17 protein-coding genes are annotated in these 19,834 nt (G+C 60.9%); 14 read left to right on the plus strand and 3 right to left on the minus strand.

All coding sequences use genetic code 11. The annotated features are described in order from the left end of the window. Positions 1-3 precede the first annotated feature (3 nt). A complete protein-coding gene (locus ACTRWK_RS08800) occupies positions 4-708 on the minus strand; it encodes a ZinT family metal-binding protein (protein WP_289081956.1) in 705 nt (234 codons plus the stop codon). Between the two features lie 192 nt (positions 709-900). Here ACTRWK_RS08800 and ACTRWK_RS08805 point away from each other — a divergent pair, with 192 nt between their 5' ends. The 11 genes from ACTRWK_RS08805 to ACTRWK_RS08855 all read left to right on the plus strand — a co-directional run bounded on the left by ACTRWK_RS08805 (position 901) and on the right by ACTRWK_RS08855 (position 10,779). After that, positions 901-2,031, plus strand: a complete 1,131-nt coding sequence (locus ACTRWK_RS08805) for a TRAP transporter substrate-binding protein (protein ID WP_289081955.1) — start codon at positions 901-903, stop codon at positions 2,029-2,031. Between the two features lie 73 nt (positions 2,032-2,104). Further along, positions 2,105-2,689, plus strand: coding sequence for a TRAP transporter small permease subunit (locus ACTRWK_RS08810; RefSeq protein ID WP_005852157.1), 585 nt, complete (start codon positions 2,105-2,107; stop codon positions 2,687-2,689). Beyond that, positions 2,686-4,104 (plus strand): TRAP transporter large permease, encoded by a 1,419-nt coding sequence (locus ACTRWK_RS08815; RefSeq protein WP_005852158.1) that lies wholly within the window; start codon positions 2,686-2,688, stop codon positions 4,102-4,104. Before ACTRWK_RS08810 ends, ACTRWK_RS08815 begins: the two co-directional genes overlap by 4 nt. Positions 4,105-4,108: 4 nt before the next feature. Further along, entirely contained in the window at positions 4,109-5,455 is a 1,347-nt protein-coding gene (locus ACTRWK_RS08820) for an amidase (RefSeq protein WP_462843914.1), read from the plus strand. Between the two features lie 12 nt (positions 5,456-5,467). Then, the gene (locus ACTRWK_RS08825; RefSeq protein ID WP_184582721.1) at positions 5,468-5,629 is read left to right on the plus strand and encodes a hypothetical protein; all 162 of its coding nucleotides are present in this window, start codon (positions 5,468-5,470) and stop codon (positions 5,627-5,629) included. Between the two features lie 3 nt (positions 5,630-5,632). After that, positions 5,633-6,592, plus strand: a complete 960-nt coding sequence (locus tag ACTRWK_RS08830) for a 2-hydroxyacid dehydrogenase (RefSeq protein WP_462843885.1) — start codon at positions 5,633-5,635, stop codon at positions 6,590-6,592. A 106-nt stretch (positions 6,593-6,698) separates the two neighbouring features. After that, positions 6,699-7,469: a GntR family transcriptional regulator gene (locus ACTRWK_RS08835; protein ID WP_289081954.1), complete on the plus strand. Its 771-nt coding sequence runs from the start codon at positions 6,699-6,701 to the stop codon at positions 7,467-7,469. Next, positions 7,466-8,296 (plus strand): tryptophan 2,3-dioxygenase, encoded by an 831-nt coding sequence (locus tag ACTRWK_RS08840; RefSeq protein WP_005852163.1) that lies wholly within the window; start codon positions 7,466-7,468, stop codon positions 8,294-8,296. The genes ACTRWK_RS08835 and ACTRWK_RS08840 overlap by 4 nt, the downstream gene beginning before the upstream one ends. Positions 8,297-8,307: 11 nt before the next feature. Beyond that, positions 8,308-9,483, plus strand: coding sequence for a kynureninase (gene kynU / locus ACTRWK_RS08845; protein WP_462843915.1), 1,176 nt, complete (start codon positions 8,308-8,310; stop codon positions 9,481-9,483). 48 nt (positions 9,484-9,531) lie between these two features. Then, positions 9,532-10,284, plus strand: coding sequence for a transcriptional regulator FnrL (fnrL, locus tag ACTRWK_RS08850; protein ID WP_184582974.1), 753 nt, complete (start codon positions 9,532-9,534; stop codon positions 10,282-10,284). An 87-nt stretch (positions 10,285-10,371) separates the two neighbouring features. Beyond that, positions 10,372-10,779, plus strand: coding sequence for a universal stress protein (locus tag ACTRWK_RS08855; protein ID WP_037943703.1), 408 nt, complete (start codon positions 10,372-10,374; stop codon positions 10,777-10,779). Between the two features lie 20 nt (positions 10,780-10,799). On the opposite strand, the gene ACTRWK_RS08860 is transcribed toward ACTRWK_RS08855, so the two are convergent. Then, positions 10,800-11,675: a LysR family transcriptional regulator gene (locus ACTRWK_RS08860; protein WP_037943704.1), complete on the minus strand. Its 876-nt coding sequence runs from the start codon at positions 11,673-11,675 to the stop codon at positions 10,800-10,802. Between the two features lie 102 nt (positions 11,676-11,777). On the opposite strand from ACTRWK_RS08860, the gene ACTRWK_RS08865 reads away from it, so the two are divergent. The 3 genes from ACTRWK_RS08865 (at position 11,778) to ACTRWK_RS08875 (ending at position 13,661) form a co-directional block, all read left to right on the plus strand. Then, on the plus strand, positions 11,778-12,275 hold the full coding sequence (locus ACTRWK_RS08865) for a lactoylglutathione lyase family protein (RefSeq protein WP_074635437.1): 498 nt from the start codon (positions 11,778-11,780) through the stop codon (positions 12,273-12,275). A gap of 143 nt (positions 12,276-12,418) precedes the next feature. After that, positions 12,419-12,895: a DUF305 domain-containing protein gene (locus ACTRWK_RS08870; RefSeq protein ID WP_037943706.1), complete on the plus strand. Its 477-nt coding sequence runs from the start codon at positions 12,419-12,421 to the stop codon at positions 12,893-12,895. Between the two features lie 7 nt (positions 12,896-12,902). After that, a complete protein-coding gene (locus ACTRWK_RS08875; protein ID WP_260005106.1) occupies positions 12,903-13,661 on the plus strand; it encodes a glutaredoxin family protein in 759 nt (252 codons plus the stop codon). A 137-nt stretch (positions 13,662-13,798) separates the two neighbouring features. Here ACTRWK_RS08875 and ACTRWK_RS08880 read toward each other — a convergent pair whose 3' ends face one another. Next, positions 13,799-19,624 carry a GEVED domain-containing protein gene (locus ACTRWK_RS08880; RefSeq protein ID WP_289081953.1) on the minus strand — a complete coding sequence of 1,942 codons (5,826 nt, stop codon included), beginning with the start codon at positions 19,622-19,624 and terminating at the stop codon, positions 13,799-13,801. Positions 19,625-19,834 lie beyond the last annotated feature (210 nt).

Below are 19,834 nucleotides of genomic sequence, written 5' to 3' on the forward strand. Positions count from 1 at the left end.
ATGTCAGTGCGCCTGCATCTCGGCAGAGATGTCAGCGGGGCTGAGGGCCGCGGGGTAATATGTCGGCCAGTTGGTGACTTCCTTCAGCAGGGCCGCGCGATCATCCCCCCAATATAGGTGATAGTGATCTGCCTTGGCGGGCGCGATCTTGTGGTCGCTGAACTGGAAGAACATCGGGGCCTCGGCGTCGCCGCTGATCTTTTCAAAGATATAGCGCACACCGCGATTGCCCTTTTCATAGGTCAACACCTCGAAGCCGTCGCTTTCATACCGCCCCTGCACCGATGTCTCGCCCGTGTAGAAGGTTGCGGTATCGCCCGAGAATACGATCCGGTCGACATCGGTGGCATAGCCGGTGGCGTAATAGGCTTTGTATTCCTCGGCGGTTTTGTCACCCTTGGCCGCCTTATGCGCCATCACCGCGTCCAGATCACCGCTTTGCAACAGCGGGTAGACGGACTGCCAGTCGCCCTCCCAATCGGCCAGCGGGCGCGGTTTGATCTGCGCATCGTCGAAGTAGCCTTTGTAGATGTCGTCGTCGCCGTGGTCGTGCTTGTGATCATGGTCGTGGCTGTGATCATGGTCGTGATCATGGGCTTCGTGGTCATGCGCTTTGTCTTTGGCGTGATCCGCAAGGGCGGGCAGGGCTGTGGCGGCAAGAGAGGTCGCGGCCAGAGCGGAAAGAAATGCGGTGTGGATGCGGGTCATCATGGGCTCCATTCAGGATCGGTAGAGAAGTGATCCGTTATGTTATAACGTAACTATTTCCCTAAAGGCAAGCCATGCGGAGAGCAATGATCAGAATTCTTGATTAAATCAGTCAAGGCAGTAAGGTCGGGACACGATTGCCGGTAGGGAACTTGAAAAAGGGCCGCGCAGTCGCTCTGGGAGGAGAACAAAATGAAGACTAATAATGCTATTAATCGACGTTCGTTTTTGACCAAATCGGCGGTCGCTGGCGGGGCTGCGGCTGGCAGCATGCTGGCGGCTCCGGCGGTTCTGGCGCAAGCGCCATTGGTTATCAAAATGCAAACGTCATGGAATGATGCCAACATCTGGCAGGACTTCGCACGCGACTATGCCACCCGCGTCGAAGAAATGTCGGGCGGGCGCGTCAAGGTCGATGTGCTGCCTGCGGGCGCGGTTGTTGCGGCGTTCCAAGTGCTGGACGCTGTGAATGACGGCTTGATCGATGCTGCGCATTCGGTGCCTGTCTATTGGTACGGCAAGAACAAGGCCGCGTCGCTGTTCGGCACAGGTCCGGTTTTCGGCGGCTCCGCAACGACCATGCTGTCGTGGTTCTACGAAGGCGGCGGCCAAGAGCTGTATAACGAGCTGACACAGGACATCATGGGCCTCGACGTGGTTGGCTACATGGGTTTCCCGATGTTTGCGCAGCCCTTTGGCTGGTTCAAGGAAGAGGTAAATTCGGTCGAGGATCTGCAAGGGTTCAAATATCGTACCGTGGGTCTGGCGGCCGATCTGATGGCCAAACTCGGCATGTCCGTCGCTCAGCTGCCGGGCGGCGAAATCGTGCCTGCGATGGAGCGTGGCGTGATCGACGCTTTCGAGTTCAACAACCCCTCGTCGGACAAGGACTTTGGCGCGCAGGACGTGGCAAAGAACTACTATCTGTCGTCCTATCACCAGGCGTCGGAAAGCTTCGAGTTTCTGTTCTCGCGGACCTTCCTTGAGGATCTGGACCCGGACCTGCAGGCGATCCTGAAATATGCTGTCGAAGCGGCCTCTACCGCGAACACAGCCAAGGCGATGAACCGCTATTCTGCGGATCTTCAGTTCTTGCAGGATGAAGCAGGGGTTACCGTGCGCCGCACCTCGAAAGAGATTTTGGACGCACAGCTGAAGGCATGGGACGAACTGATCCCCGAGCTGGAAGCCGATCCGTTCATGAAAAAGACCCTCGACAGCCAGCGCGAGTGGGTCAGCCGTGTGTCGTATTACGAGCTGATGAACTCGCCCGACTACGGTCTGGCCTACGAGCATTACTTCCCTGGCAAGATCAAGCTCTGATCCCGCTGAAAGGTAAAGTACAGAACCCCGGCACCTTTGTGTGCCGGGGTTTCAGACGAGGCATGGGGACATCATGATTTCATTTATACGGTTCGCCGACAGCCTGTCGGCATGGTTTGGCAAGTCATTCGCGTGGCTTATCCTGTTGATGTCCATCGGCACGGGCTACGAGGTTTTCGTACGCTATGTGCTTAATAGCCCGACGGCCTGGGCGCTGGACGTTTCCTTTATCATGTACGGCACGCTGTTCATGATGGGCGGGGCCTATACGCTGTCGCGTGGCGGGCACGTGCGGGGCGATTTCCTGTACCGGCTGCTGCAACCCAAGACCCAGGGCAAGATCGATATCGTGCTGTATATCGTCTTCTTTTTCCCCGGTGTGCTGGCCCTGATCCTCTCCGGCTGGAAATACGCCGCGCGGTCCTGGCAATACGGAGAGGTCTCCGTCAACAGTCCCGCGGGTGTGCCGATCTACCAGTTCAAAGCGGTGATCGTGGCGGCGGGCATATTGCTGTTTATCCAGGGGATCGCGCAGGTATGCCGCTGCATTATCGCGATCCGGGACAATTACTGGCTTGAAGCGGACGAAGACGTTTTCGAGACCGAAGATCTTTTGATCCAGAAGGCCAACATGGCCGAGAAAGACCATATCACATGACCGATCCGCAAATCGCCCTGATGATGCTTGGGCTGTTCATCATCTTTGTTTTTCTGGGCTTCCCGATCGCCTTTACCCTGATGGCCATGGGCATCGGCTTTGGCTACTACGCCTATTTCGATGCGCGCCGCATGTGGCGCGGTTTTGACCGGCTGGATGAAACCGCCGGACAATGGGAACAATGGTCAAGTTGGATAGAGGGGTTCTATAACAACCGAATATTTGACCTCTTCGTGAACCAGACCTTTACCGTGATGTCGAACGAGGTGCTGACGGCTGTGCCCTTGTTCCTGTTCATGGGCTATATCGTCGAACGCTCCAACATCGTTGACCGTTTGTTCACCACGCTGAACATCGCGTCAAAGAATGTCCCCGGATCGATGGGGGTGGCGGCGCTGATCACCTGCGCGCTGTTTGCCACGGCGACAGGGATCGTGGGCGCGGTTGTGACCTTGATGGGCCTGCTGGCGCTGCCGGCGATGCTGAAAGCGCGCTATGACCCGTCCTTTGCGGCGGGCATTATCTGTGCGGGCGGCACCCTGGGCATCCTGATCCCGCCGTCGATCATGCTGATCGTCTATGCGGCGGCGACCAATGTGTCGATCGTGCGCCTTTATGCGGCGGCACTGCTGCCGGGGCTGACGCTGGTGGGGCTGTATCTGGTCTATATCATCGGGCGGTCTTTGCTGCAGCCATCGTCGGCGCCAAAGCCTACGGCGGATGAGGTGCCGGATATGCCGATGGGCAAGCTGGTGATGATGATCATCACCTCTTTCGTGCCACTGGCTTTCCTGATCTTTGCGGTGCTCGGGTCGATCCTTTTCGGTCTCGCCACCCCGACAGAGGCGGCATCTATCGGTGCATTGGGCGGTATCTTCCTTGCCTTTATCTACCGCGCGATGACATGGCAGCGTTTGCGTGAAAGCGTCTATCTCACCGTGCGCACCACGGCGATGGTCTGCTGGCTGTTCGTCGGCTCCTACACCTTCTCTGCCGTGTTCTCCTATCTCGGGGGGGAGCATGTGATCTCGGAGTTCGTGCAATCCATGAACCTGTCGCCGATCCAGTTCCTGATCATGGCGCAGCTGATCATCTTCCTGCTGGGCTGGCCGCTGGAATGGTCCGAGATCATCATCATCTTCGTGCCGATCTTCCTGCCGCTGCTCGCGGTCTTCGAGATTGATCCGCTGTTCTTCGGTATCCTTGTGGCGCTGAACCTGCAGACCAGTTTCTTGACCCCGCCGATGGCGATGTCGGCCTATTACCTCAAGGGCATCGCGCCGCCGTCGCTCCTGCTGACGCAGATATTCAAGGGGGTCATGCCGTTCCTCTTCTGCGTGATCCTGTCGATGGTGCTGATGTATGTCTTCCCGCAGATCGTCTTCTATTTGCCGGATCTGTTTTATGGACGGTAATCGGATGACAGGTCACGGGGTGGACGGCACCCCCAGCGTGACGCTGCTGCGCGACAGGCTGGCGTCCGGCGCGCTGGATGCGCTGGCGCTGGTCGACAGCTATATCAAACGGATCGAGGCGCGCGAGCCGCAGGTCGGTGCATGGGCGTGGTTCGATCCCGAATTCGCGCGCGCACAGGCCCGCACGCTGGATGCGCATCGCCGGGCAGGGCGTCCCTTGGGCCGGCTCCACGGGTTGCCGGTCGCGCTGAAGGACGTGATCGACACCCAACGCATTCCCACGGAAAACGGCTGCGCGCAGGATGCGGGGCGCGTGCCCCTGCGCGACGCCTTTGTGGTAGAGAGGCTGCGCAAGGAAGGGGCGATCCTGATGGGTAAGACGGTCACGACCGAGCTTGCCTTCATGCAGCCCGGCAAGACCGCGAACCCGCATAATCTGGCGCATACGCCCGGCGGATCGTCGCAAGGCTCTGCCGCGGCGGTGGCGGACGGAATGGTCCCGCTTGCCATCGGCACCCAGACCGGCGGTTCGGTGATCCGCCCGGCGTCCTTCTGCGGGGTGACCGGATATAAACCCACCTTCGGCGCGATTCCGCGGCGGGGGGTGCTGACGCAATCGCCCTCGCTTGATACGATCGGGGTCTTTGCCAGCGACCCCGCAGGGGCAGCACTGCTGGCCGAGGTGCTTTTCGGGCAGGATGACGAAGACAGCGCGACCACGCTTTGCGCCGCGCCCGCCTTACATGCGGCGGCGACCTCGGCCCCGCCGCTGCCGCCCGTGTTCGGCTTCATCCGCCCGCCGGGATGGGAGGATGCGGAGCCGCAACTGCATGACGCCTTTGCCGAGCTTCTGGACGCGCTTGGCGATCAGGCGTTCGAGCTTCCGTTGCCCGCGGTGTTCGACGCGGCAGCAGACCAGCGCAAGCTGATCAATCTGGCCGAGATGTCCTATCACTACTACCCCTATTGGCACCGGGGCGCGGACACGCTGGGGCCGATCACCCGCGATGCGATAGAGCAAGGCAACGCCGTGCCTGCCCGCGATTACCTGTCGGCCCGCGACATGCCCAAGGTGCTGAACGCCGCGCTGGACGAGATGTTCACCCGCTGCGATGTGATCCTGTGCCCCTCGGCCCCCGGTCCGGCCCCCAAAGGGTTGGAAACCACGGGCGATCCGGTGTTCAACGGGCTGTGGACCTTCTGCGGCACACCCTGCATCAACCTGCCGCTTTTCACCTCGACCGAAGGGCTGCCCATGGGCGTCCAGCTGGTCGGCGCACGCCACAATGACGCGCGGTTGCTGCGCACGGCACAATGGCTGACCGACTGGGCCGCCGGTGCCTCTGCATAAAGGATATCTGATATGAACCGACTTCTCGCACTTGTGGCCTTTGCGACCATCACCGCCTTTCTTCTGATCCTGGCCGTCAAGGTGCCCAGCCCCGATCTGGTGATCATCGTGGCGATCACGCTGGCGTTCATCGCCTTTGATCTGTTCACCTCCAGTCGCAACAAGAAAGACTAGCCGATGTCCAAGCCCGTGATCTGGATCACCCGCACCCTGTCGAATGCCACGCTGGAACGCGCCCGCCGCGACTACGAGGTGATCTGGGATGCCGCCGACACCCCCGGCAGCGCCGAGGATATCATCAGGATGAGCGCATCCGTCGACGGGATCATCCCGTGCCACTCCGAACATTTCAGCGCAGATGTCGTGGCGCAGCTCGACCCGCGGCTGAAAATCGTCGCGAACCATTCGGTCGGGGTGGACCATTGCGATCTGGGCGCGCTGCGCGACAATGGGATCGTCGTGACCAATACGCCCGATGTGCTGTCGGATGCCACGGCAGAGCTGGCGATGATGCTGATGCTGGGGGCTGCGCGCAATGCGGTCGCGGGGGATCGGACTGTGCGGTCCGGCACATGGGATTTCTGGTCGCCGGCCTTTCTGGTGGGCAAACAGCTGACCGGTGCGCGGCTGGGGATCGTAGGGATGGGCGGTGTGGGCCGTGCCTTTGCCCGCAAGGCGCGCGGCTTTGACATGGAGATCCACTATCACAACCGCAGCCGTCTGTCGCCCGAGGATGAAGCGGGCGCGATCTATCACGAGACGCTGGAAAGCCTGCTGGCGGTGTCCGACTTCCTGTCGCTCCATTGCCCCGCAACGCCCGAGACGGTCGGGCTCATGAACGCCGACCGTTTGGCGCAGCTGCCCAAAGGGACGGTTCTGGTCAACACGGCCCGCGGCAATCTGATCGACGAGGCCGCTTTGGTCGACGCTCTGGATGCGGGGCATATCGGGGCGGCGGGGCTGGATTGCTTTGTCACCGAACCGGGGGGCAATCCGGCCTTCGCGTCCTATGACAACGTGATGATGATGCCCCATGTGGGCAGCGCCACGGTGCAGACCCGCGATGCGATGGGGTTCAAGGCACTGGATAATCTTGACGCGTTCTTCCGTGGAGAGTCCCCGCCGAACGCGCTCTAGTCTAGAAGGGGTCCGAAGAACTCAATGCGGACCTACGCGAAAAAAATCGTATACGATTTACACGATCGTATTTATTTGTCATGGTGTGTTTCGAAAGGGGCGCATCATGACACTTCGGCAATCGAAATCGGACATTCTATTCGACCGGCTGCGCCATGATATCCTGTCGCTGGATTTGCCACCGGGCATGGCGCTGCGCCTACCGGCCCTGTCGGAACACTATGGCATCGGCCTGACGCCGCTGCGCGAATGTCTGAACCGGCTGGCGGCTGAACAGCTTGTCGTGCCCGAGCATAACAAGGGCTTTTGCGTCACCCCGTTGACCCGTGCCGATCTTCTGGACCTGGAACGCAGCCGCGATGCCATCGAAGGCGCGATGCTGGCCCATTCCGTCAGCCACGCCGATGACACGTGGGAGGCAGGGGTGATCGGTGCCTATCACCACCTGTCGCAAACGCCCGTGCCCTCGGTGATCCATAATGACGAGGCACTGGCCCAATGGACGCGGCGGCATCTGGCCTTTCATCAGGCATTGGTGGCGGGGGCGCGCTCTGATTGGATGGCGCGGTTTGCGGGGCAGTTGCAGGACCAGCTGGGGCGCTACCACCGTTTTATTCAGGCGGGCCTGCGCGATCTGACCCAAAGCGCGCCCCCGCTGGCGGCCAAAGCGGCAGAGGTATTCTCTGCCGGTATGGCGCTAGAGCCGCATCGCGCGCTCTATCAGGCAGCAGTTGATCATGATCCGGCGGCGGCGCTTGCGGCCTTTCGCCATCACACCGGCCTGAGCATCGCCGCCTTCGAGGAGCTTTCGACGCTGATGCCGGCCCATTCACCCTTTGCAAGAACCCTCGGCCCCCAATCGGAGACCCCCGCATGACCGGCTACAACCCCGCTGACGAAGGGGCGCAAATGTCCTTTGCCAAGGATATGTCCTATACCGACTACCTGTCGCTCGACCCGATCCTCGGGGCGCAGAATTGCAAATCCGACGCCCATGACGAGATGCTGTTCATCATCCAGCATCAGACCTCAGAACTATGGATGCGCCTGTGCCTGCACGAGCTGTCGTCGGCGCGCACCCATCTCGCGGCGGGCGATTTTGCGCCTGCGATGAAGATGTTGACCCGTGTGGCGCGCATTTTTGAACAGCTCAACAGCGCGTGGGATGTGCTGCGCACGATGACCCCCAGTGAATACAGCGATTTTCGCGACGACCTTGGCGCGTCCTCGGGGTTTCAGTCGCATCAATACCGGCTGATCGAGTTCATCCTCGGCAACCGCAACCGCGCGATGATGAAAGTGCATGAACACCGCCCCGAACTGCACCACATGCTGACGCAGGAACTGGGGACAAAATCCCTGTACCATGTGGCGCTTGATCTGCTGGCAGAGGCAACGGGGCAAAGCTTTGACCCGCAGGCCTATGCGATGGACACGCCTCATGCGGCGGATGACGCGGTGATGCAGGCATGGGTGCGCGTCTACCAAGACCCGCGCGCCCATTGGCAGCTCTATGAGCTGGCCGAAAAGCTCGTCGATCTCGAAGACTACTTCCGCCGCTGGCGTTTCAACCATGTGACCACGGTGGAACGCATCATCGGCTTCAAACGCGGCACGGGCGGCACGTCGGGGGTGAAATACCTGCGCCGGATGCTCGAGGTCGAACTTTTCCCCGAACTCTGGAACGTACGAGGTGCCCTGTGACCCGATTGCCGATGAAAGACCGCTTTTCCCTGCCCGACGGCATGATCTACCTTGATGGGAACTCGCTTGGGCCGCTGCCTGTGGGGACGGCCGAAAAGGTGCAGGATGTGGTGCAGGCGCAATGGGGCGCGCATCTGATCAAGGGCTGGAACCTTGACGGCTGGATGGCGCAGCCCGCACGGGTCGGCAACCGCATTGCCCGCCTGATCGGCGCGCCCGAGGGGGCGGTCACCATGGGCGACACGCTGTCGGTCAAAGTGTTTCAGGCCCTGTCTGCCGCTCTCAAGATGCGCCCCGACCGGCGGGTGATCCTGTCGGACAGCGGCAACTTCCCGTCGGACCTGTATATGGCCGAGGGGCTGATCCAGCAGTTGGGGCAAGGCTACGAGCTGCGCATCGTCGCCCCCGAGGAAGTCGCCAGCGCCATGACCGATGACGTGGCTGTCGCGATGATCACCCAAGTCGACTACCGCACGGGCCGCATGCATGACATGGCGCAAGTGACCGCGGCGGCCCATGGGGCAGGGGCAGTGATGCTGTGGGATCTGGCCCATAGCGCAGGCGCGGTGCCCGTCGATGTGGCCGCCTGCGACGCGGAATTCGCCGTCGGCTGCACCTATAAATACCTCAACGGCGGGCCGGGGGCCCCTGCGTTCATCTATGCGCGCCCCGATATCGTCGCGGACATCCAGCCCGCTTTGGCCGGGTGGCTGGGGCATGATGCGCCCTTCGCCTTCGAGACCGGATACCGCCCCGCTGCGGGCATCGAGCGCATGCGCGTCGGCACGCCCCCCGTGATCCAGATGACCGCGCTGGAGCATGCGCTTGGGCTTTGGGACGCGGTGGATATGGCCGAGCTGCGGGAGAGGTCTGTCGCGCTGAGCGAGCTGTTCATCGCGCTGGTTGAAGAAAAATGCCCCGAGCTTGTGCTGGCCAGCCCACGGGATGCAGACCAACGGGGCAGTCAGGTGTCTTTCGCGTCAAAGAACGGGTATGCGGTGATGCAGGCGTTGATCGCACGGGACGTGATCGGTGATTTCCGCGCGCCTGACATCATGCGCTTTGGCTTCACGCCTTTGTACATCGACGAAGGTGACGTGCGCGGCGCGGTCGACATCCTTGCCGACATCCTTGCGACCCGCAGTTGGGACCGGCCCGAGTATCACCAGAAGCGCGACGTGACCTGAAGGGCCAAGCGACATCGGGACGCAGCGCGGTGGCGGTGCGTCTTGGTGATGGTGGTCCGCGCGAATGAACGCTATGATCGCACCATGCTTGATCTTCAGTCGCGCCCGAAATGCAGTGAATGCCCGATCCGCCACCGCGCCGTTTGTGCGCGGTGCGATGATGATGAACTGCTGATGCTGGAGCAGATCAAGACCTATCGGTCGTTCAAGGCGGGTGATCCGATGCTTTGGCGTGGCGACGGGCTGACCTATGTTGCGTCGGTCGTGTCGGGCGTCGCGAGCCTTGGCAAAACGATGGAGGACGGGCGCACCCAGATGGTCGGGCTACTTTTCCCGTCGGATTTCATCGGCCGTCCGGGCCGCGCGGCGATTGATTTCGACGTGGTCGCCGTTACTGATGTGACGCTGTGCTGCTTTCAGCGCAAACCCTTCGAGGCGCTGATCGAAACCACGCCGCATATCGCCCAACGGTTGATGGAGATGGCGCTCGATGAACTGGACGCGGCGCGTGACTGGATGCTGTTGCTGGGCCGTAAAACCGCTCGCGAAAAGATCGCGACCTTCATTGAAATGCTGGCGCGGCGGCAGCAATTGGCCAATGCGGATACCCCTGGGCAAGAGCTGGTCCTGCCTCTCACACGTTACGAGATCGCCAACTATCTGGGGCTCACGCTTGAAACGGTCAGCCGCCAGCTTGGCGCGATGAAGAAAGAGGGTATCCTGAGCTTTGTCGACCGTCGCCGTTTCCGCGTGGCCGATGTGGAGGCGCTGCACGCGGCCTCGGGCGACGATTGCGACTAGGGAAATATTCCCTTTGATTTGATCTGTATCAACGACGCAGGGCGACCCAAGGCGTTCACTGTCTGCACCTTCATAGGAGAGTGCAGCATGTACAAGAATATCCTGATCCCCGTTGTTTTCGAGACCCCCGAGATCACCCAGACCGCCTTTGATGCGGCGCAGGCGCTGGCGGCACCGGACGCCAGATTGACCCTGCTGCATGTGATAGAGGCAGTGCCGGTCTATGTCGCCGAATACATCCCCACCGACGTCGTGACCTCCACCCGCGAGGCGGTACAGGCGCGGCTGGATGCGCTGGCGCTAAGCTTGCCGGGGGCCGCGACAGCGATTGCGGACGGGCGCGCCGGGCCACGGGCGACACGCTGGGCCGAGGAAAACGGGACCGACTGTATCGTGATCGCGTCGCATCAGCCCGCGTTGTCTGACATCCTGCTGGGGTCGGTCGCGCAATATGTGGTGCGTCACGCCAAGTGCGCGGTGCATGTGGTCAGATAGGTCGGGGCACCGCCAACGCGCTATTGCAGCCCAAGTATACCGTCAGCGGTGGCGGCAACGCGGGCGAATGCGGCGCGGTCTTTACGTGCGATCAGCCAGAGGTCATGAAACCGTCGTTGGGGCAGGGTATGCACCGCTAGCGCGTCGCGGTGCGCAAACCCCTCCACCCCTGATCGCGGCAGGATGGTATAGCCCAGTCCTTGGGCCACGGGCAGGGGGATTTGCCCGATCTGGTTGATAAAACTGCGCAGCCGCAAATGCTCTGCCCCGCGGTAGTCATCAAAGTTGCGCCCGAGAAGATCATCGGCATAGGCATTGCCATCAGGATGCGCGATGAACCCCAAGTCATCAAGCTTCTGCAGTGTCAGATCCGCCGCGTTAAAGGTGGCGGGCAGCACGAGGCAAAGTTCCTCTTGCGACAGGGGCGTGGCCTGAACGCGGGGCATATCGGGCACCGCGGTTACCACGCCCAGATCAAGCGTCCCTGCCAGTATATCCGCCAGTATACGCGCCTGCGGGGCGGCGCTGAGATGCATCTTGAGCTTCGGGGCCTGCTGCATCCGCGCGATCAGATACGGATACAGCCTTAACGCAAAGCTGCCAGAACAGCCGATCCTGACCGTGCCTGACAAGGGATCATCGCGCTGCATCCTTTCGCGCAGGGCGCGCTCCTCTGTCCGGCGGGCACGTCCGATCGACAGCAGCTCTTCTCCGGCGGGGGTGAGGGTAAAGGACTTTCCCTCGCGCAGGATCAACGGCTGGCCGACCTGTTGTTCCAGCTTGCGGATATGCTGCGACACCCCCGGCTGGGTCATGGCCAACCGGTCTGCGGTGCGGGTGAAATGCCCGATGTCACATAGGGTGGTGAAGGTTTCGAGCCATGAGGCGTTTAACATGCGGATCATTCCATAAAGTTATAAATTTAATTCCATATGATAATTTTATGTTTGCGCGTGGTCCACCTAAATCACGGGGTATCACAGAACAAAGGATAGACCATGACACCGACACCACGCAGTTTCTCTCACATCGGGCTTTCCGTGCCGGATCTGGACCAAGCCGTAAAATTCTACGCCGACGTGCTGGGGTTTTACGTCATCATGCAACCGACAGAGGTTGTCGAAGACGGCAGCGATATCGGGCAGATGTGTACCGATGTCTTTGGCGAAGGCTGGGGCCGCCTGCGTATCGCGCATCTTGCCACGGCAGACCGTATCGGGATCGAGTTGTTCGAATTTGACGGCAACCACGCCCCCGCAGACCCGCTGAATTTCCGCCAGCACGGCACGTTCCATTTCGCCATTCAGGATCCCAACCTCGAAGACCTGCTGGCCAAGATTGTCGCGGCAGGGGGCAAGCAGCGGATGCCGGTGCGCGAATACTTCCCCGACGATAAACCCTATCGCATGGTCTATGTCGAAGACCCCTTTGGCATCGTGTTCGAGCTGTACAGCCACAGCTACGAGCTGACCTATTCCGCCGGTGCCTATAGCTAAACTCAAGTCTGTTCTGCGGGCGAATGCAGGGCTTTCGCCCGCAGTCATCAGCGCAAGATATGTCAAATAATGCAGGTCGGCGGGAACCCTCCTGCGCGGGAAGGCGGTTTTGTTGTCATAGCAACATCACGAAAGGTCTTCTCATGTCATACTGGCGCTTCTTTGCAATGATCATCACCTCTACCGTGGTGATGTTCGGCTTAATGTATCTGAACACCTACGCAATCGATCACGTGTTCTTTAGCGAAACCCGCAGCTATATGGCGCTGTATATGGGCGCGGTGATGGCGGTCATCATGCTGGCGTTTATGCTGGGGATGTACAGCAACCGTGGGGTGAATATCGCGATTTTTGCAGGCAGCGCGCTGGTTTTTGCGGTGTCGCTGTTTTTGGTGCGCAGCCAGTCCACGGTCGATGACACGGCGTGGATGCGTGCGATGATCCCGCACCATTCCATTGCGATCCTGACGAGCGAGCGTGCCAATATCTCGGACCCGCGGGTGCGCAAGCTGGCGGATGATATCATCGAAGCGCAACGGCTTGAGATCGACGAGATGAAGGCCCTGATCGCGGATCTTGAAGGCGGGCCAACCGCAACACCGGAAATCGACGGGAAGTGAGGACATAATGACGCAACAGCAGACACAACCGGCAAAACTCTACCGTATGGTGATGCCTGACCATACCTGTCCCTACGGTCTGAAATCCAAAGACCTGCTGGAGCGTCAGGGCTTCGAGGTCGAGGATCATCACCTGACAACGCGCGAAGAGACAGACGCGTTCAAGGCGGAGCATGATGTCGAAACGACGCCGCAGAGCTTTATCGGCGGGGAACGGATCGGCGGCTATGACGATCTGCGGGTCTATTTTGGCTTGGATAAACCCAAGGATCAGCAATCTGACACGTCGTACCAGCCGGTGATCGCCATCTTTTCGGTCGCCTTTCTGATGGCGCTTGGCCTGTCGTGGTTTGCCTTCGAAAGCATCTTTACCGTGCAGGCGTTCCAGTGGTTTATCTCGATCTCCATGTGTTTCCTCGCCGTGCAGAAATTGCAGGATATCGAGAGTTTCTCGACCATGTTCCTGAATTATGACCTGCTGGCGAAACGCTGGGTGCCCTACGGCAAGATCTACCCGTTCGGAGAGGCCTTTGCAGGCATCGCCATGACCGCAGGGGCGCTGCTGTGGCTGGCGGCACCGATCGCGATCGTGATCGGTGGTATCGGGGCGATCTCGGTGATCAAGGCGGTCTATATCGACAAACGCGAGCTGAAATGCGCCTGCGTGGGCGGCAGCAGCAATGTGCCGCTTGGCTTTGTGTCGCTGACCGAGAACGTGATGATGCTGGGCATGGGGCTTTGGATGCTGGTACGGCTCTTCGGGTGATATTCTGGCACCTGCTCAGCGGAATTGAAGCCTATTCCTATTGCAAATCCCCCCGCGCCGCATCCGCGGTACGGGGGGATTTTTGTTCGTTTGGGGCGCGGAAAAACCCCCTTCCGTGCCTGACCATAAGCGCCGCCTTAGGGGGCGATCCGCACCTCAAAGGACACAGACCCCGTTGCACCCGGTTCATGTGATCCGGTGCAGTCCCATTGCAGCGCCCCCGCATAGCCCGCCGTATCCGCCCCGGGCGTGGTCATCGTGCAGACCACATCGCCGCCGATGGAGACGGGGCTTGGAATGGCGGATGCCAGTTCTGTGTAGGGCGGCGTGCGGTCGTGGATCACAATGTTGGTCGCGGGCAGTTCGCCAGGGTTGTCGAGGAAGATGCGATATTCAAGCACATCCCCCGCAGCGGCACCGTTGCTGACGCCTTCGGGCGTGCCTTGGGTGACGTTGCGGACCGTCTTGCGCAGTTTCAGTACCCCTTCGGAGGATTCTACCCGCACCAGATCGGTGTTGCGGTCCTGCTCGGTCGCGCCGGTCGCGCCATAGGTCGTGTCGGCGACCACATCAAAGGCGATGGTCGACCCCGGTGCCGCCGCACCCGAGGCGGCGACACGCGCCACCAGACAGATACGCGTGTCAGGGGTCACGGGCAGGGCGGTGGTGATGGGGCTGGTGGCCGTCCCGTCGCAGGCGGCATCCTCGAACAGGGCGACGGAAAAGAGCCCCGGCGCGGTGATCGACTGGATATCGGTGTCAAACACCACAGAGCCTTCTGCATCGGCAAGATATTCATGCCGCAGGGTCACCACCTGTGCCGGACGGATCGCGCTTTGCTGGCTTTCGCTCAGCCGGGCGTCCTCGATCAGGCCGACATCCAGATCAGGATAGGATGTCCCCGCCGCAGGCGTGAAGGTAAAGGTACCATCGCCGCTGGCCGGGTTGACCAGGCCGGGCAATGCACCGGGGTTTTCGGACACGGTGAGCAAGCCGTTGTCCGGGACCACGGTGATGGTGACGTTATCGGCAAAGCCTTCGGGCAGGGTCAGGCTCCAGCTGCCGTCGCTGGCAACCTGCGGCGACCCGATCAACGTGCCGCTGCTATCGGTGATCCGGACTTCGGCAGCACCGGTGTCGGCTTCCGAGGCCCCTTGCAGCGCGTCATAGGCCGTGTCGGAACCTGCACCATTGTCGATAAAGACCTTACCAGACAAGCTTGGGCCGGACCCGGCAAAACTCACGCTCACGGCGGCTTCGTCGTCATCGACAACCGCGTCGCCCAGATCGTCCGTCAGCGGGCCCACCAGCGGATCACTATCGGGATCCGGCAGGTCAGAGGCGATGATCTCGGCCACGTTGGTATGCTCGCCTGTGGCGTTCATCGTGACCCGCACGGTCAGGGTTTCGCTCGCGCCATTGGCCACCTCGCCGACGTCCCATGTACCGGTGTTGGCGTCATAGGTATCGGTGCTATCCGCCGGTGTGGCAGAGACAAAGGTGAACCCGTCGGGGATCAGGTCACGGACCCGCACACCGGTGGTACCGTCAGGGCCGTCGTTTGTCACGGTGAGCACGAAATCAAGCTCTGTGCCCGGGCCCGCTTGGGTCACCGGCTGGCCGCTGGTGTCGAACACGCCCTTGGTCAGGGACAGGTCCGCCGTCGCCCCGCCGTTCACAAACCCGAAATCAAGGGTGCGCACGCTGCCGGCGGTGATTGATACGCCCGTCTGCGGGTTCACGGTACCGGCCACAAGCCCGGGGGGCATGTCGGGATCGGCTGCGTCGACCTCTACGCGGTAGGTCGCTGTGGCAGATAGGTCAGAGAAGAGATAGGTGCCGTTGCTGGCTGTCTCTACGCTGGTCAGGAACGTGTCATCCGCGGTGTCGGCTGTGCCATTGTCGTCGTACAGCGACACGGTCACGGCGCTGAGCACGGTTTCACCGGGCTGGTAGCTGTCCGAATAGTTGGTGTCACGGTAGACGACGCCGGACAGGTCACCTTCGGGCGGCAGCGGGCCAAAGCGCGACGGGCAGGCGGCACCGTCGTTCAGGCCACCCTCGCCGACAGGCACCGTATTGATCAACTGCCCCCCGCCCGAGCCGGAGCCCTGAAGTCCTACGTCGGCCTCATAGACCTCGTTTGTGACGTTCTGGTTGATGTACATGCGGCCGTAGAAATCGAACCACACCGCGCCATAGGACCCTGTCCAGGCGGTCGGGCCGAATTCAACCGGCGCGCGGGTGCCAGACGTACCATCCGCAGGGTCGATATAGAACAAACGGTCAGAGGCCTCGTTGACACCGTACAACATGCCGTCGTTCGGATTATAGGCGATGTCGGAGGGTTCAACCGCAGCCGACAGCGTGATCAGGCCCAGATCAACGGGCGCGGACGGATCGGAAAGATCCAGCAGCTGCAACGCGTTGGCCCCGTTCACACGATAGACCATCACCCCGTTGGGCAGGATGTCGCCCGCGGTGGAGCCCACCGCCGCCGACGCGGGGAGGGTCGAGACCACCTCGTAGTTGCCGGTGGAGTCCAGGCGGATCAGCTCGCGCGTTGCACTGCGCACCCCGTAGAACAACCCGTCGAGCGCATTATAGCCCCAGCCGCCGTCATACTGCACGCCCGCAGGGGTACCGATGTCGGTCGCGGTGATGCTGTACACGCCAGCGCTTTCCGCGAAGCTGAGCCGCTGCAGCTGCGTATCCGTCTGTGTCACACGGTAGAGCGAGCCATCGCAGGTAAAGGGCACCGCCCCGGCCGAGAGGATCACTTTGTAGTCCTCGACCTCACCGTCGAAATTCAGACCATCAAAAGGGTCCGCCGCGACGGCGCTGGAGGTCGACCAGCGGATACGTGCATGGGTAAAGCCGCTGGTGATATTCGCAGGGACAGGGATGTTCAGGGTGATCTGGTTGTTGAACACCCCATCCGTATCGCCCGCGCCCCCATCACGGTAGTCGACCGCGATGTGTTCTGAGGGATCGAAGGTGCCGCTTTGGTCAAAATCGACCCAAAGCTGCAGGTTCGTGATCCCCGCGGTTACCGGAATGCCCAAGGCGAGTTGAGCGCTCAGGGTTTCATGGGTCACGATGGTCAGGGGCACGGTTGTGCCGGCCTCCAGGATGGGAAAGACGGCGATGGAATCCTCGTCGTCAAAGCCCGACAGGTCATCTGCATCGGAATCGGGGCTATGCTGAGGGGTCTGTTCGGTGTCGGGTTCGCCGGCACCCAGATAGATGTCCTGGACCACGATGTGACGCGGATCGCCATAAGTCGCGGGCGCATCGCCGCGGTCGGACAGATCAGCAGCCGCAATGACCAGCGAATAATCCTCTACCTCGCCATCTACGGCAAAATCCGATGTGCTTAACCCTGTCTCGGAGCCGTAGCGGAAGCGCGCGTAGGTGGTCGATGTGGTCGCATCCGACGGCACGGTAACGTCGATCTGGATCACGCCATCGCCCGCGACATTGTCGAATTGCGTGCCGTCATCCTTGAGGTCAAGCGCGATACGCTCGCCGAGTGTCTCTTCGAACAGACCGTCGCCGTTGAAATCGATCCAGGCCTGCAGGTTACCATTGCCTGTTACGGTCACGTCGAGCGTGCTGATCGTGCCTTGGGTCAGGACGGGAAAGGTGATCCCGTCTTCGTCGTCGGTGCCGATCAGGTCATCCGCCGTTGCCGTGGCATCCGATTGTGCAACCAGCTCGATATCCGGCTCGATCAGGCCCAGATACACACCCGGAGAGGCATCAACGCCGTGGGTCGGTGTGAGGTAGCTAAGCGGTGCATCGCCAAAATCCACACCCAGCCCGGCAAAGACCGCCACCGTGACCAACGCGCGGTCACAATCTGCGGGGTCCAGCGCATCGCAGAGCTGGTATTCGATGGTGTAGACGCCAGCGGGAACGCCCGCGGGCACAATAACGCGACCGGCTTCGGCACCGGCTGTTTCCAGAACCGGCACAGGATCGCCCGTGTTCTGCGGCACGGCTTCGGTCAGTACAGTCAGCGTCGCGGTCGGGAAGGCGGCGGGCAGGCCGTTGATTGTGTCATTCGACATGACTTCGCCTGCGGTGCCGCCCAGCAAGGTGTTCACGGGCGACGCGGTGTAGTCGTCGTCTTGCGCCACAATATCGGGCGAGGTGTTCGAGATTGCGCAAAGCTGGATGCCGGACCCCCGCGTCGCGCGACGGTCGGATGACCCTGTGTAGCCGTGGATAAATTCAGCTTCGACGAAGGTGTTGAATTCATAGGTGGCGTAGTTGTCAAAGCTCGATTCATTCGGCTCGTCTTCCCAATCAAACGGGTCGCCCACCTTTGCAGGATCCATCGCGATCGCGTTCGGTCCGGCGGGAAAGGAGGATAAGGGCGCGGTGTTGAAGAAAGAGGTCACCGTCGGGTTGGTGAGCGAGCCCACCACATCCGAAGAGTCATCGCCCTCGCCGCGGCTGTCGACATCCGTTTGCTGTACAATGACCCCGTTGATGCGGCTTTGGTCAATGGCCAGACCTTGCGGGTTGGCCGCCGTGGCCGTGCCATCCTGGACCAGTCGCAGACGGTAGGTGATGTATGCGTCGTCCTCTGGCGTCATGCGCGCCTCAAGCGAGGTGTCCAGCTCAAGCGCGGTCGCATTATTGATGCTGGTGACCTGCATGACGACATCGATCGGGTTGCCGTTTATATCGGTTGTCACGTCGTCGAACAGGAAGATGTCTGACGGGGTTACATTCGTCCGGCTGCCGGACCCTGCCAACTGGGTCGATGGCTGGCGGAAGACGGACTGAGGCGTGCAGCTTTGCGAACCGGTCTCGCCTGACAGCACGCTGCTGACGATGGACAGGGATTCAGAATTCGACTGCAACCGTGAAACAAAAGGCTGGCCGATGCGGCCAATGCCCGCAACCGCGTTGCTGTCCACGGACCCCGTCAGCACATCGGCCGCCTGAATGGTGTAGTCCTCCTGACAGACGACCGTTCCACCCGGGGCGACAGGCGTGGTGATCGCGGGGCAGAGCACAGGCCCCAGCAGATCGTCGTTGATCACAATGTCCTGCCCGGTGTTGAACGGCAGCGCGCCGGTGTTTGTGACCGTGTAGGTATAGGTCACAGTCTCACCCTGCGTCCCTGTGCTGGGGCTGGCGGTACGTGTCAATGAAATGCTTTGATCCACATTGAACGTTGCCGCACCAAACATCCCGATACCCCGCGGGGCGGGATCATAATTGGTGAACTGGTTATAATTGCGCACGTCGGCAATAGATTCATCATACCAGAAGGTGACCGTCGAGGTGCTGTCGGGGAAGGTCGCGCGCACGGTGCCGGTGTCATCGTTGTTCGATGTGGGCGAGGCCCCGAACCCTTCGACATAGATACATTGGGCCTGGTTCGCGCCGATGGTGCCGGTGAAGCCAGACCCGGGACCGGGGCCGACCAGAAGTGCGGGTGCCGCGCTAACCGGTGCCAGCGTCGGATTGCCGTTATCGCCAAAGGCGGTCACAAGATCGCATCGGTCAGACCCGGCGTTGCTATCGCTGGCGTCAATATCCAAAATGTCGACCTGTAGATTGTCGATCGGAAAGGCGACCCCGCCCGAACTGGAGGAGATGGAGGAAGTTGTCCGCGCATCCCCGATACGCCCGCGGTTTCGCGGCGCGTTGGAAATGACTACGAGCGATTCCACATTGCCCCCAAAGATAGCAGAATCGTTGGGTGTCCCTTCGCCGCTGAAGGCGGTGTAGTTGCCCGTATGTTCAAAGGTCAGGTCAACCTCGAACCCATATTGGTCCCGCAGGGTGCGTGTCAGCGGGCCAAGATTGCCACCGGGCCAGTCGTAGGTGCCCCAATCAAGTTCGAACTCGCCGGCATCAGCTTTGCCGGAGCCTGTAACGACCAAAGCCGCCAAAGCGGCAGCACAATTCAGTGTTGTAAAGGTTAACTTTGAAATCGACATCAGACGGACCTCTTGTTGCGGTGTCCCAAACACCTTGTACATTGGCCGGAGACGACCTCGCCGTCTTTCCTGCCCCCCGGGATATGTCTAAAGTTCTCATACAAGGTTAACGCGAGCGACAATGCGCAGGTACAATCCCCCTGCCTTCCAGAATAGCGCCCTATACTTTCGAGAGCGTCCCACCCAGAATCGGTAGGCGGCGAGATGCGG

The sequence above is a fragment of the Sulfitobacter sp. G5_S2_6_S6 genome (assembly GCF_054968505.1).

Excerpts from the sequence above, each read along its gene's own strand:
- ACTRWK_RS08800 (WP_289081956.1), bottom strand. The coding sequence starts at position 708 with ATGACCCGCATCCACACCGCATTTCTTTCCGCTCTGGCCGCGACCTCT.
- ACTRWK_RS08805 (WP_289081955.1), top strand. The coding sequence starts at position 901 with ATGAAGACTAATAATGCTATTAATCGACGTTCGTTTTTGACCAAATCG.
- ACTRWK_RS08810 (WP_005852157.1), top strand. The coding sequence starts at position 2,105 with ATGATTTCATTTATACGGTTCGCCGACAGCCTGTCGGCATGGTTTGGC.
- ACTRWK_RS08815 (WP_005852158.1), top strand. The coding sequence starts at position 2,686 with ATGACCGATCCGCAAATCGCCCTGATGATGCTTGGGCTGTTCATCATC.
- ACTRWK_RS08820 (WP_462843914.1), top strand. The coding sequence starts at position 4,109 with ATGACAGGTCACGGGGTGGACGGCACCCCCAGCGTGACGCTGCTGCGC.
- ACTRWK_RS08825 (WP_184582721.1), top strand. The coding sequence starts at position 5,468 with ATGAACCGACTTCTCGCACTTGTGGCCTTTGCGACCATCACCGCCTTT.
- ACTRWK_RS08830 (WP_462843885.1), top strand. The coding sequence starts at position 5,633 with ATGTCCAAGCCCGTGATCTGGATCACCCGCACCCTGTCGAATGCCACG.
- ACTRWK_RS08835 (WP_289081954.1), top strand. The coding sequence starts at position 6,699 with ATGACACTTCGGCAATCGAAATCGGACATTCTATTCGACCGGCTGCGC.
- ACTRWK_RS08840 (WP_005852163.1), top strand. The coding sequence starts at position 7,466 with ATGACCGGCTACAACCCCGCTGACGAAGGGGCGCAAATGTCCTTTGCC.
- kynU (WP_462843915.1), top strand. The coding sequence starts at position 8,308 with ATGAAAGACCGCTTTTCCCTGCCCGACGGCATGATCTACCTTGATGGG.
- fnrL (WP_184582974.1), top strand. The coding sequence starts at position 9,532 with ATGGTGGTCCGCGCGAATGAACGCTATGATCGCACCATGCTTGATCTT.
- ACTRWK_RS08855 (WP_037943703.1), top strand. The coding sequence starts at position 10,372 with ATGTACAAGAATATCCTGATCCCCGTTGTTTTCGAGACCCCCGAGATC.
- ACTRWK_RS08860 (WP_037943704.1), bottom strand. The coding sequence starts at position 11,675 with ATGTTAAACGCCTCATGGCTCGAAACCTTCACCACCCTATGTGACATC.
- ACTRWK_RS08865 (WP_074635437.1), top strand. The coding sequence starts at position 11,778 with ATGACACCGACACCACGCAGTTTCTCTCACATCGGGCTTTCCGTGCCG.
- ACTRWK_RS08870 (WP_037943706.1), top strand. The coding sequence starts at position 12,419 with ATGTCATACTGGCGCTTCTTTGCAATGATCATCACCTCTACCGTGGTG.
- ACTRWK_RS08875 (WP_260005106.1), top strand. The coding sequence starts at position 12,903 with ATGACGCAACAGCAGACACAACCGGCAAAACTCTACCGTATGGTGATG.
- ACTRWK_RS08880 (WP_289081953.1), bottom strand. The coding sequence starts at position 19,624 with ATGTCGATTTCAAAGTTAACCTTTACAACACTGAATTGTGCTGCCGCT.